Below are 12955 nucleotides of genomic sequence, written 5' to 3'. Positions count from 1 at the left end.
TCATGATGGATTCCGGGGTGGTGCCAGCAATTGGGCGATCAGGGCACCCAGTAGCCGCTTTCCTCTCGCCCGGATGTTGTGCACGAACTCGAAGAAACCCAGGTACAGCGGTAGGCTCTCCTGGGGGATTCCTCGGTGAGGCCGCAGCCACGAGCGGAGCAGCGACCAGAACCCTTCGAGCGTGTTGACATGGACCTCGCAGAAGCCATCGCCATCGTCGTCCCGGGCGAACTCGCCCGCCCCGTGGCAGACCGTCTTGTGGCCATAACCCCACTCCACCAGGCGGCCATAGATGTCGTATTCATCGGTGTAGACCAACGTCCCCTTGGCGATCATCCGATCGATCAGGGGCTTGATGGTCACCTGCTGGACGTTCTCCAGCATCCGGATCACGACCTCGCCTCCACGCTGCAACATCCCGAAGATCGGCGGCTTCTCCTTGGCCAGGGTGCCCCGACCTCGCTCGCCTCTCAGGCGTCGCCTTCGGGGGAGGCGGCCTTTTTTTTGACCGCCTCGGGATGACCCTTATGTCCGGCCACCACATAGACTTCGTCGCACTCGACCTCCCCCTCCAGCACGACCGGAGGACAACGGTCGACCATCCCCTGTCGGAGTCGCTGGATCATGGCCCGGGCATCATCCTTGTTGATGTCGAGTTCCTGGGCGATCTGCAATCCCGAGAGGTTCAGCCCCATCAGATAGAGGCAGGCGATCCAGGTCCTCAGCGGCAGGTGATGGCCGGCGAAGATGGTGTCGGTGAGGTCGTCGAAGCGTCGGCGGCAGCCCCGGCACTCGTAGCGTTGACGGAGTGGCTGAGTGTCGTCCTTGCCGTTCTTGATGACCGAGTCCGAGGAGCACTTGGGACAGGTCACGCCGTCAGGCCACCGCATGCCCCGGATGGTGTCGAAGCACTTGGCGTCGTCGAAGAGATCCTGGATGTTGACCATCGTGCGACGCCTCGGGGCGGGGAAGTCGGGATCAGCGGGGCGGACAGATCGCCCGACCGAGGAGACCGATTGTATCCACTGAGTGGCCCTTGCGGATCACCACCCCGGAATCCATCATGAGCCAAGATGGTTTCATTCATCCCGGGGATCGAGTCGTCGAGCTGCTCCTGGGTCGCGTCGCGATTGTCGCTGATCGCGATCAGCTCGATTTGATCGTTGCCCCGCATCTGCCTGAGGAGATGGTCGAAGACCTGGTGACTGGCGGCGTCGCTCCCGTGGCCCTCGGCCACGAGATGGCGGAGGGCGTGGATGGGGATCACGTCCTTGCCGGCGTAGGCTCCGGCCTTGAGGCGATCGACGAGTCCGAGGATGATCTCGGGATTCATCTGCGGTTCGATCCGAGTTGGGGTTTCCTCGACGGCTTGGGAAAGATCCGTCGAGGGCTCGATTTCCTCGACGGGCGAGGCGGTTCCCCGGGCGGCTTCGAGGAGGCGATTGAGGAAGTCGCCCTTGAGCGTGAAGCTGGCCCCTTCGTGCTGCCTGGTCGCCGCGAGGGCCCGCCTTCCCTCTTCGGTCAGGGTGTAGTTGATGCCGACGCCCTGGCGCTTCTGGTCGAGGTGGCCATTCTCGACCAGCGTATGGAGGTGGTAGTCGATCGTCCCGGGATTCTCCCGGGGCTCGAATTCGAGCGAAGTTCGGGCTGCCACGGATTTGAGCTTCTCATTCAGCTTGGATCGGGACAGCGTGGCGTCATCGGACCGGAAGATCTGGAGCAAGATGTAAGATTCCTGATATTTCAACTGCTCGTCTTCATGATCCGGCCGGGCGGGCCGGGCGAGGTCCTTCGCCCGGTCTTTCCCCGAGGACGTCAGCCGATAGGATGCCTTGGGACGCGGGTGGTCGGCGGATGAGCCTCCGCCGGTCACGGCGATCATCCCTTCCTCAATCAGGCCGGAAACGATCCCGTCGCCTTGCCCTCCGTAAGAAGTCGCGGCGAGCTTCTTCTTCAGCTCGGTCGCCGAGAGTCGGCCATCCGGCCGGTTCGCGAAGATCTTGAGCAGTTCCGTGGAAAATTTCACAATTGATGCTTCCGTCATTTCTGATCCTCGCCGGAAATCTGGAGATTGTGTGGTAGTAAACACGATCTGTTCAGAATTCCAGATGGTGTAATCATTCCGGGTCGGATGCCAGAATAGGACGAAATCAGGCAAGGTCGGCGCGTGCAGGCCCGTCGAAATGGCCCGGTTCGGGGGAGATCGGAGGTCGAGGGGCCTCACGCTCCCGGTGGGTTGGGCCTGTCGTCAACGAACCCGATCGAACCGACCCCGACGAGTGCCTCGCTAGGACTGAAATCGGGCGTTCGGATTGTCCTTTCCGGGCCGGATGGGGTTGGATCGAGCGTCACGATGTCGGCCAGACCCTCATCGCCAAACGAACCCGAGGCGACCGATTCGGCCGCCTCGGCCTCGACCTTCCTCAACTGGTCGAGGGCCTTGTAGACGGCCCTCTCGGCGGCGGCCTCGTAGCGGCGGGCCAGGATCGCCTGGCGGGATGGGTCAAACGACGATCGGTCCGCCGCTCCGGCTCGGTCACGCTCGATCTGCCCCAGGTCGAGCGTCTTCCGGTGGGCCAGCAGGTCTTCGATCTCGCGGTCGATCAGGTCGGCCATCGCTCGGCGGGCCCAGTCGATCCGATCGAGGTCCGGGAGGCCCGCTCCGTCTTCGGGCAGGAGGAACTTGAAGTTGCCGAGGATCGCCTCGGAGAGGGCCCGGATCCTCGTCACCGGGATCTCGGCCCATCGACGGCCGGTCAGGTTGGAGAGTCGGTCACCGTAGGTCCAGTCCCACCGGGCCGTGTCCAACTCGTCGCGGAGTTCGAGGAGGCCGGCGATCAGCCGATCCACCCCTTCGGGCATCGATCGGAGTTTCCTCCCGTGAGTGGCCGGCTCCTGGATGAGGTAGGAGAGGGTGTGGTCGATTTCGGCGATCCGGGCCTCGTCGAAGTCGGCCTCGGCGTGATCGGCCCGGTACGCCTGCGTCGCGAGCTCCTGCGACGCGCAGCGTTCCACCCGGACCGTGAGCCGGGCGATCCGGCGGACCAGGTAGCGACCCATCTCCGAACCCGGCCTCATCTCGTCGAGCATCGCGGCCGAGCGACGCTCCACCTCGTCGGCGTCGCCCTCGGGCACGACCACACCCTGGCCGGTCATCCCGTGCTTCAGCGAGTTCCGGCGCGAGGCGGCCTTGCCTTCGGGGGTCACGGGGCCTCGGGACCGGAGCCCGTTGGCTCGCGAGGCGGCGATCTGGGCTTCGGTGCGGGGCATCGGGAAATCTCCGTGACCTTTCGAGGAGCTTCGAACTCGAGATCGACTCCCGGAAAAGATCGCGATTCGCGATGTGGGTTTAGCAGCGAATCTCCCGGCTGACCCGGATCTCGCTCCGATCGGGTATGCCCGAGATATCCGGGAGCCTGGCCCGGCGGAGCAAGCTCCGCCTCGGAAAGCGTGAGCAAGCTCCCGCACTCCAAGGCCTTCGGCGGTCCAGCTTCGCGATCTGGCGGGGCCGCTCTGGAGTGCGGGAGCTTGCTCACGCTTTATCCCCCGGAGCTTGCTCCGGGAGCGATTGGCGGCCAGGGGCAAGAGACGACCGGGGGGATTCTCGGGGAGGCCGGGCCGAGCCTCCGTCGGACGCCAGACCTGGCGAATCGGCCGCCCAGTCGTTACAACAGGGAGAATCACGGACGGCTCGCTCCTCTCGGCCCCGTCATCGCTTGAATCAACATCTCTGATTGAGGGAGTCCCCATCTCGATGCGACGCACCATGAACCGGCTGGCCTTCGCGGTCCTGGCCGCCCTGGCCCTGTGCTCCTGGGCACCGGCCCGCCTGGAGGCCCAGGACAAGGGCCTGACCATCCCCGACCTCAAGGTCGAGACCTACAAGCTGGCCAATGGCCTCGAAGTCATCCTGCACGAGGACCACACCACCCCGTTCGTGGGTGTGAACCTCTGGTACAAGGTGGGCTCGAAGGACGAGAAGCCCGGGCGGACCGGATTCGCCCACCTCTTCGAGCACCTGATGTTCCAGGGCTCGGAGCATCACGACTCCGAATACTTCGGCCCGCTCGAGAAGCTGGGTGCCCAGATCAACGGGAGCACCAATACCGACCGGACCAACTATTACGAGGCCCTGCCGACCAACGGCCTGGAAGTCGCCCTCTGGCTCGAATCGGACCGGATGGGGTTCCTCCTGCCGGCCCTGACCCAGGGGAAGCTCGACAACCAGCGCGACGTGGTCAAGAACGAGCGTCGGCAGCGGGTCGATAACGTCCCCTACGGGCAGTCTCGCGAGCGGCTCGACGAGGTCCTCTATCCCTCGGATCACCCCTATCACCACTCGGTGATCGGATCGATGGCCGACCTCTCGGCGGCCAGCCTGGAGGATGTCAGCAACTTCTTCCGGACCTATTACAGCCCGAACAACGCCAGCCTGGCCATCGCGGGCGACTTCGACCCGACCGAGGCCCGCAAGCTGGTCGAGAAGTACTTCGGCCCGATCCCCAAAGGCCCCGAGGTCACCAAGCCCGAGCCGAGCGTCCCGGTCCTGACCGAGTCGCAGCACATCACGATGACCGATGCCGTCCAGCTCTCGCTGACGCAACTGGTCTGGCCGACCGTCCCGACCGGGCACCCCGACGAGGCCCCGCTGGACGCCCTGGCCTCGATCCTGGGCCAGCTCCCCAACGAGAACCGCCTCTTCCGGGCCCTCCAGTATGACAAGCAACTGGCCGCGCAGGCCTCGGCGTTCCACCCGACCGCCAACCTCGGCGGCACCTTCCGGGTCTCGATCGTCCCCCAGAAGGGGCAGAAGCTCGACGACCTGATCGCCATCTCCGACGCCGAGATCGACCGGCTCAAGAAGGACGGGCCGACCGAGGACGAGGTCCGGAAGGTCAAGAACTCGGTCGAGAGCAGCTCGATCTTCTCGCTCCAGACGGCCCAGAACAAGTCGGATTTCCTCAATCGTTACAACGTCACGTATGGTGATCCGCTGGCCTACAAGGCCGAGCTGGCCCGGAATTACGCCGTGACCGCCGACGACGTGAAGCGGGTGGCCAACAAGTACCTGGTCGCCAATCGAATCCGGCTGGATGTGAACCCGGGCCCGAAGACCCCCCGCCCCGAGGAGGCCGAGGTCGACCGAGCGGCCCAGTCCCCGCTGCCCAAGGTGGCCGCCAAGCCGATCGAGGATTCCTTCGATCGCGACAAGGAACCGGCCCCCGGCCCCAATCCGACGTTCCAGCCCGCGCCCGCCGTCCGCCGGAAGCTCTCCAACGGCCTGGAGGTCCTGATCGTCGAGCGGCATAACCTGCCGATCGTCGCGCTCAACCTGGTCGTCAAGGGGGGCGAGACGCTGGTCCCGATCGGCAAGGAAGGGCTGGCCCCGCTGACCGGCTCGCTCCTGACCGAGGGGACGACCACCCGGAACTCGCTCCAGCTGGCCGGCGAGCTGGCCGAGCTGGGGGCCTCGATCGACGGGAGCGGCGGCGACGAGTCGTGCAGCCTCTCGCTGACCACGCTGACCCGGCAGCTCCCCAAGGCGCTCGACCTCTACACCGACGTCCTGCTCCACCCCTCGTTCCCCGACAAGGAGCTGGAGCGGCTCCGGGTCCAGCGGCTCGCGGCCCTGCTCCGGAGGTCCGACAATCCCCCCTCGATCGCCGGGATCGTCTTCCCCAAGATCATCTATGGGGATAAGCATCCTTATGGTCGGTACGACACCCCGGAATCGATCAAGTCGCTCAAGCGTGACGACGTGGTGGCCCTCTACAAGTCGCTGTTCGTCCCCAATAACTCGGCCCTGATCGTGGTCGGCGACACCACGCCCGACGCGATCATCCCGGTCCTGGAAGACGCCTTAAAGGAATGGAAGCCCGGCTCGCCGGTCGCGAGGGTGGCCCCCGAGACGCCCGAGTCGAGTCCGGTGACGGTCTTCCTGGTCGACAAGCCCGGCTCGGCGCAGTCGATCCTCTCGGTCGGCCAGGTGGGCGTCCCCCGGAACACCCCCGACTACTTCCCGATCTCGATCATGAACGCGGTCCTGGGCGGGCAGTTCTCCAGCCGGATCAACCTGAACCTCCGCGAGGACAAGGGTTACACCTACGGGGCCCGATCGGGCTTCAGCTTCCGGCTCGGGGCCGGGCCGTTCCAGGCGGGGGCCCCGGTCAAGACCGAGGACACCCGGCCCGCCCTGATCGAACTGATCAAGGAGCTGACCGACATCACCGGCCCTCGGCCCGTCACCGACACGGAACTGGCCTTCGCCAAGGATCGGGTCGTCAAGGGATTCCCCTCCCGGTTCGAGTCGGTCAACGGCGTGGCCAGTGCGCTCGATGACGTGGTCCTCTACGACCTCCCGGCCGACTTCTACACGACCTACCGAGATCAGGTCGACGCCGTCACCAAGGCCGACGTCGAGCGGGTCGCCAAGAAGTACCTCGACCCGAGCCGAATGGCGATCCTGATCGTCGGCGACCGGGCCAAGGTCGAGCCGACGCTCAAGGATCTCCCCTTCGCCAAGGAGATCCAGATCCTGGATACCGACGGCAACCCCGTCGCCGGGACGCCCAAGGCCGACGAGGCCAACTGATCCGCCCTCGCGATCCGATCCTTCGCCGACGGCCCCGCCCTCACCGGTGGGGCCGTCGTCGTTTCGAAGGCTCCGATCTCCCCCCAACCCGAAGAATCGTCAATCCTCGCTCATCCGGGAGTCGACCCGTCGGTGTCCGGTTTGGACATCACGGTAATCTGGGTCATGTTTGCTGTTGGACACCCTTCGGACAGGCATCCAGGATTCGCCCGAGGCTAGATTCATGTGTGGAATTGCCGGCGGTTTCGACCTGACGGGGAATCGCTCATTCAGCCGATCGCGATTGCTCGCGATGACCCGGGCGATCGCCCATCGGGGACCGGACGATGAGCAGGCGCACCTCGAGCCCGGACTGGCGCTCGGGGCCCGCCGTCTCTCGATCGTGGATCTCGCCGGGGGCCGTCAGCCGATCTCCAATGAGGACGGTTCGATCTGGGTCGCCTTCAACGGCGAGCTGTTCGATTATCCCGAACTCCGCCGGGATCTCCTGTCTCGGGGGCACGTCCTGACCACTCGCTGCGACACCGAGGCCTGGGCCCACCTCTATGAAGACCACGGCGAGGTGATGTTCGACAAGGCCCGGGGCCAGTACGCCGTCTCGCTCTGGGATCGGAAGAACCGGACCCTGATCCTGGGCCGCGATCGGGCGGGGATCTGCCCGCTCTATTACGCCGAGCGTGACGGCTGGCTGCTCTGGGGGTCGGAGGTCAAGGCGCTCCTGGCGTCGGGCCTGGTCCGGCCCGAGGCCGACCCGAAAGGGCTCGACTACTTCTTCAACTTCTTCTGCGCGGGGACCTCGCGGACGGTCTTCGAAGGGGTCCGGATGGTCCCGCCCGGGCACTATCTCCGGGTCCGCGACGGTCGGGTCACGCTCTGCCGGTACTGGGATCTCGACTTCCCCGACGAGGGGGAGGAGCGGAGGCTCGACGACCCGACTCCGCTGGTCGACGAGCTGGAATCCCGGCTCCGTCAGGCGGTCGAGCGTCGTCTCCGAGGGGACGTCCCGGTGGCGAGTTATCTTAGCGGGGGTCTCGACTCGACCGTGGTCCTGGGGCTGGCGAGCCGTCAGCGGGGCCGCTCGGTCCCCTCGTTCACCATCGGCCTGGACAACGCCGGCCCCGACGAGCGTCGACAGGCCGCCGAGTCGGCCCAGGCGCTCGGCTCGACCTTGACGACGGTGACCATGGGCCGGGCCGACATCGCCGACGCCTATCCCTCGCTGATCCGCGCGGCCGAGGTCCCGGTGATGGACACCTCGTGCGCCTGCTTGCTGAACCTGGCCGCGGCGGTCAAGGCGCAGGGATACAAGGTCGTCCTGACCGGCGAGGGGGCCGACGAAGCCCTGGCCGGCTACGTCTGGTTCAAGATGCAGCGGTCCCGGAACGCCTTCAAGGAGAAGTTCGGCCCGGCGATCCCGATGAAGCTCCGCGACCTGGCGCTGGACTCCATCGGGGGAGATCCGGCCCATCGACCCGACCGGAATCCGATCCGGGGGCTCCGGACGGCGCAGCAGGACCTTTACGATGTCCTGGGCCAGTCACGCTCGCTCTTCTACGGCGGGGGGATGTGGGACCGGCTGGGCGATCATTCGGCCTACGAGGACACCGGCATCCGGGCCGATCGGATCGACAAGTGGGCACCGCTGAATCAGTCGCTCTACGTGGGCTACAAGCTGATGCTGGCCGGGATGCTGTTGGTCTCCAAGGGGGACCGGATCTCGATGAATTCCTCGGTCGAGGCCCGCTATCCGTTCCTCGACGAGGAGGTGATCCAGCTCTGCTCGGAGATCGCCCCGGAGTACAAGCTGAGGGGCCGGACGAACAAGTGGCTGCTCCGCCAGGTTGCCGCGAGGACGCTCCCACCGAGGATCGCCAACCGTCCCAAGACGATGTTCCGGGCCAGCCGATCGGGCTCGTTCTTCGGGCCGGGCCGCCCCTCGTGGGTCGACCAGCTCCTGAGCCCCGAGTCGCTCCGCTCGTCGGGCTACTTCGACCCGGGCCAGATCGCCCGGGCCAGGGCCGTCTCCACCTGGTTCCCGGCGATCACCCCGAGACGGCTCGGGCTGGACCTCGGCCTGACCCTGGTCCTCTCGACCCAGCTCTGGCATCACACCTTCATCGGAGGAGGGCTCTGCGACCTGCCAACCTGGGGCCCGCCCGAAGCCATCCACCCCGAGGGTTCGCTGGCGGGGGTGAGGCTGGTTGGATAAAATTGGGATGGGGAGGCGGGCCTCGGCTTGTTCGCTAGGTTCGCTTTTCCCTGTTCCTCTCCCGAGCTTCTTGGCGCAAGATCAGACTGTGTTCCTGGTTTCTCTCTCGCATCCGCGAGCGAAAAACCAGGAACACAGTCTGATCCCTGATGGTCCTGACCCCTGATGGTCCTTCAGGATAGACATCAATCGTTCAGGCGACCCGCGAATTCGTCAACAGGTCCGACGCCTGCCGATAAAGTTCAAACTCAGGATAATGAATGTCCCTAGACCGAACAGGACGAGGGATGTCGGTTCGGGAACGCTCCCTAAATTTCCGATCACAGTCACGGTGGCTCCCGCGTCGTTCGCCACGTAAAGTCTATTGTTCTCTGCGTCAAAGGCAGTGAAGTGAGGCTGAAGACCGACAGGAATATTGAAGAGAAGCGAATTTGTGATGCCATCGATCACATAGAGACTGTTTTCACCGTAATTTGCTAAATAGACTTGATTGGAAATCTCATCAATAGAAATACCCCGAGGTGTCTTTCCAACCGGGATCGTATCAATGACGACGTTAGTCTCCCCGTCGATTACTGACATGGTGTCGTCTGCCGAGTTTGAAACATAAATTTTATTTGCGAGAACGTTTACGGCAACGTCCAAGGGCCTGAACCCCACGGGAATCGTCGCGATCACGGTGTTTGTCGAACCATCCACGACTGAGACGGTGTTGCTGGTGCCATTTGCGGTGTAGATGCGGTTAGTGTGGGAATTGACCGCAACGCCGTTCGGTCCGGTTCCCACATGTATATCTTGAATGATCGCGTTTGTGTATCCATTGATGACAGATAGCGTTGTCCCCGACCCATTTCCCTCGTTGGCCACATAAATCGTGTTGGATAAACGATTTATGCCAAGCGATCGCGGTCGGAAAGCAAGACCCGATATGGTGGCGATCACCGCGTTAGTATTCGCATCTATGACGGAGACAGTTTGGTCTCTGACGTTCACGGCATAGACGCGATTGGTGACCGGATTAACCGCGATGCCTTGTGGGCCATCGCCGACATGGATTTCGGTGAGGTCGGTATTCGTTTGAGTGTCGACCACCGAGACCAGACCAAAAACGTCGCCGGCACTCACATACAATCGATCAGTTAACGGGTTGACCGCCACACCGAAGGCGCGAACGGGGACTGGGATAGTATCTATGACGCCAGGATTCATGAATCCGGCGGCCGCTACAGATGGGAATAGTAGAGCAATCACCCAGAGAGTCGCAGTTGACAGCAACCGAGCGAGGTCGAGTGCCCTAGTCATCACTTTCGTGCCGCGGACGATGTAGCAGAGTCGCATCATGACCTCAGGGTTGAAGTATGCCGCGTTTGCCAAAAAAAAAGCCCAACCGCGCAAAAATTGCGCAATTGAGCCTTCACGACCACTGTGCCCTACCCATCGCGAGCAGCACACGACGAAGTCGATTTTGGACGGCATTTTTGGCAATTGTCAATAGCACTTCGTGTCATCTCCGGGTCTACCTAGCGATTGTTCGGAAACCCGACTATGCAGGAGCTATGAAGCCATAATAGGCTGGTCGTGAAGAATAGTCGGTGTGAAGAATAGTCGGTGTCAGCCCCCATGCCGCCCTTCGGGCGGCACCCGAACCGATGAAAATCGGGCGGGCGGTCGCTACAGTGAAGTCGTCCCCTCGCACGGCTTGACGCCGATATGAAACTGGTGCTTCGAGCCCGCGTGTCAGCCTGGCGCAAAGGCATCGCGCGTACCCAAACCTGTCGCCCGAGCTTACCACTCGGAGCACGTCGAGCAGAGTGCTTTCCTCCCCGCGATGTCCCCCGTGCGAGGGGCTACTCTGGGGAGACCCGTCGATGGACGTGTTGCATGACTGCTGCGCCGGCCTGGATGTCCACAAGAAGACCGTCGTCGCCTGCGTCCGGAGGGTCCACCCCGCGGGCAAGGTCTCCAAGACCATCAAGACCTTCGCCACCATGACCGGCGACCTCCTCGCCCTGGGCGACTGGCTCGGGGCTCAAGGGGTCGCCACGATCGCGATGGAGTCCACCGGGTCCTACTGGAAACCCGTCTTCAATATCCTGGAGTCGCGGTTCACCGTAATCCTGGTCAACGCCCATCACATCAAGCAGGTCCCGGGCCGGAAGACCGATGTCAAGGACAGTGAGTGGATCGCTCAATTGCTACAACATGGATTGTTGCGTCCCAGTTTCATCCCGCCCCAATCGACCCGGCAACTCCGAGACCTGACCCGCCAGCGGACCCAGTTGGTCGGTCAGAAGACCGCCGTCGCCAATCGGATCGCCAAGGTCCTGGAAGATGCCAACATCAAGCTCGGCTCGGTCGCCTCGGAAGTCCTGGGCGTCTCGGGCCGGGCCATGATCGAGGCGATCATCCGAGGCGAATACGACCCGGTCAAGCTGGCGGACCTGGCCCGACGCCGGCTCCGAGGTAAGATCCCGCAACTCCAACTGGCGTTGCGGGGGTCGGTGACCGAACACCACCGGTTCTTGCTCCGGACCCAGATGGATCACCTGCTTCACCTCGAAGCGATAATCCGACGCTATGAGGAGCGGATCGAGGAGACGCTCCCCCCGGCGGGGGAGCTGGTAGCCCGTCTGATGACGATCCCGGGCGTTGACGTCCGGGTCGCTCAGGTGATCCTGGCGGAGATCGGCCAGGACATGGACCAGTTTCCCTCGGCGGGGCACCTCTCGTCGTGGGCGGGTCTGGCCAGCGGCAACCACGAGAGCGCCGGAAAACGTCAGAGCGGGCGGACCACACCGGGCAACCGCTGGTTGAAGACGGCTCTGGTCCAGGCGGCCTGGGCGGCGTCGCGGGCCAGGAAGACGCACCTGGCCAGGAAATTCTCCCGGATCGCGAGAAGCCGGGGCCAGAAGCGAGCCGCCATCGCGGTGGCTCATACGCTCCTGGTGATCATCTACCACTTGCTCAAGGAGAAGACGACGTACCGGGAGATCGTCGATCAGAACGAAGCGGCCTGACCATCCAGCCGAACTCCCGAGCTACCCGAGGTCGCAAACGCCCCCCCAAGCGAGCCGACCCCGATCGCCGTCCGTCTGGTGATTGCGAACGTCAATCGAAATTTTCTGAGCAGTTCACCGTTTCAAGGTTTGTAAAAAATCGGTGTCGACCGCCGATTTTTTATTTGGATACGAGTATTTGTGTTTCCTTTCCAGGGCTTGTCCTGCCGACGGGAACGACTGAGATTCGATATCAATGGGCGACCGGATCCAAGGCCCCGATTCCCTCCGGTCGGAGTTCACGCGTGGCTCGATCCGTCTCCGGCCTCACTAACCCCACCAGGTTCGCCCGCTGGAGCATGCGGCTTCCTGGGTTGGTATAAGCCGGGGACGGCACGCATGCTGATAGCCACGCGATTCCAGGCATTGATCGCGGCCACCGCCCAGGTCAAATCAACCAGCTCCTTCTCGGAAAAATGCCCTCGCGTCGCCGCGAAGAGTTCGTCATGCACGCCATCGCCGATACGCGTGAGGGCCTCGGTCCACGCCAGCGCCGCTCGCTCGCGATCGGTGAAGAAGGGGGTCTCGCGCCAGGCATTCAGCGCGTAGATCCGCTGCTCCGTCTCGCCGGCGGCGCGGGCGTCCTTGGTGTGCATATCAATGCAGTAGGCGCAGCCGTTGATTTGCGATGCTCGGATCTTGACCAGATCCCGGAGGGGCTGGTCCAGTGTCGACTTGGCCAGATAGCCTTCGAGGCCGTACATCGCCCGGACTGCCTCGGGCGATAGCTTGGGGTAATCAAGTCGCTGTTCCATCGCAAGGTCCTTCGATGTCATCCCGGTTCTCCGGAACCGAGGGCAAGCCCGAGCCGCTTCGTCTTCCCCGCGTTTCGCCGGGGCAGCCTGTCGTCGAATGCATCAGTCAGGTTCATTCGTTCACGGATGTCAGAATCGGTGCCAGTTCAGCTTTCCAAGGCGACAAAAACATGTTGAGAATCGATGTGTGTTTGCTTGGTTCCATCGTAGGCCAGGACTTGCCCCGATGACGGGAGCGACGCCGTCAGGGCAAGCCCTGATCTACCAGGGAAATCACGTCTGGTTGCCCCGGTTCGATCCGCTTCCATTCGCAGGCAGCCAATCCATCCCGCGAGGGTCCGCT

General features: G+C 63.6%; 7 protein-coding genes and 1 pseudogene. 3 read left to right on the top strand and 5 right to left on the bottom strand.

The window, feature by feature from the left end; all coding sequences use genetic code 11:
• The 3 genes and pseudogenes from P12x_RS10765 to P12x_RS10755 form a co-directional block, all read right to left on the bottom strand.
• Window positions 1-947: pseudogene (locus tag P12x_RS10765) on the bottom strand (IS1595 family transposase).
• Entirely contained in the window at window positions 869-2044 is a 1176-nt protein-coding gene (locus P12x_RS10760) for a hypothetical protein (RefSeq protein WP_435010864.1), read from the bottom strand. Before P12x_RS10760 ends, P12x_RS10765 begins: the two are co-directional and overlap by 79 nt.
• Before the next feature lie 176 nt (window positions 2045-2220).
• Window positions 2221-3270: a hypothetical protein gene (locus tag P12x_RS10755; protein WP_435010863.1), complete on the bottom strand. Its 1050-nt coding sequence runs from the start codon at window positions 3268-3270 to the stop codon at window positions 2221-2223.
• A gap of 484 nt (window positions 3271-3754) precedes the next feature.
• On the opposite strand from P12x_RS10755, the gene P12x_RS10750 reads away from it, so the two are divergent.
• A complete protein-coding gene (locus tag P12x_RS10750; protein ID WP_435010862.1) occupies window positions 3755-6592 on the top strand; it encodes a M16 family metallopeptidase in 2838 nt (945 codons plus the stop codon).
• Between the two features lie 223 nt (window positions 6593-6815).
• On the top strand, window positions 6816-8801 hold the full coding sequence (gene asnB / locus P12x_RS10745) for an asparagine synthase (glutamine-hydrolyzing) (RefSeq protein ID WP_435010861.1): 1986 nt from the start codon (window positions 6816-6818) through the stop codon (window positions 8799-8801).
• A 213-nt stretch (window positions 8802-9014) separates the two neighbouring features.
• Here the strand turns inward: asnB and P12x_RS10740 are convergent, their stop codons facing one another.
• Window positions 9015-10277, bottom strand: a complete 1263-nt coding sequence (locus P12x_RS10740) for a YncE family protein (RefSeq protein WP_435010860.1) — start codon at window positions 10275-10277, stop codon at window positions 9015-9017.
• 392 nt (window positions 10278-10669) lie between these two features.
• Between P12x_RS10740 and P12x_RS10735 the strand changes: the two genes are divergently transcribed.
• Window positions 10670-11818 (top strand): IS110 family transposase, encoded by a 1149-nt coding sequence (locus P12x_RS10735; protein WP_435010859.1) that lies wholly within the window; start codon window positions 10670-10672, stop codon window positions 11816-11818.
• A gap of 278 nt (window positions 11819-12096) precedes the next feature.
• On the opposite strand, the gene P12x_RS10730 is transcribed toward P12x_RS10735, so the two are convergent.
• Window positions 12097-12612: a carboxymuconolactone decarboxylase family protein gene (locus tag P12x_RS10730; RefSeq protein ID WP_435011661.1), complete on the bottom strand. Its 516-nt coding sequence runs from the start codon at window positions 12610-12612 to the stop codon at window positions 12097-12099.
• Window positions 12613-12955 lie beyond the last annotated feature (343 nt).

It is taken from the genome of Tundrisphaera lichenicola, from assembly GCF_051175385.1.
Classification (GTDB): Bacteria; Planctomycetota; Planctomycetia; order Isosphaerales; family Isosphaeraceae; genus Tundrisphaera; species Tundrisphaera lichenicola.
Note: the sequence above shows the minus strand (reverse complement) of the source record. Positions and strands in the feature narration are given on the sequence as shown.

Bases quoted from the DNA above. Each gene is read 5' to 3' on its own strand.
- P12x_RS10740 (WP_435010860.1), bottom strand. From the start codon at position 10,277: ATGCCGTCCAAAATCGACTTCGTCGTGTGCTGCTCGCGATGGGTAGGG.
- P12x_RS10730 (WP_435011661.1), bottom strand. From the start codon at position 12,612: ATGGAACAGCGACTTGATTACCCCAAGCTATCGCCCGAGGCAGTCCGG.
- P12x_RS10735 (WP_435010859.1), top strand. From the start codon at position 10,670: ATGGACGTGTTGCATGACTGCTGCGCCGGCCTGGATGTCCACAAGAAG.
- P12x_RS10750 (WP_435010862.1), top strand. From the start codon at position 3,755: ATGCGACGCACCATGAACCGGCTGGCCTTCGCGGTCCTGGCCGCCCTG.
- asnB (WP_435010861.1), top strand. From the start codon at position 6,816: ATGTGTGGAATTGCCGGCGGTTTCGACCTGACGGGGAATCGCTCATTC.
- P12x_RS10755 (WP_435010863.1), bottom strand. From the start codon at position 3,270: ATGCCCCGCACCGAAGCCCAGATCGCCGCCTCGCGAGCCAACGGGCTC.
- P12x_RS10760 (WP_435010864.1), bottom strand. From the start codon at position 2,044: ATGACGGAAGCATCAATTGTGAAATTTTCCACGGAACTGCTCAAGATC.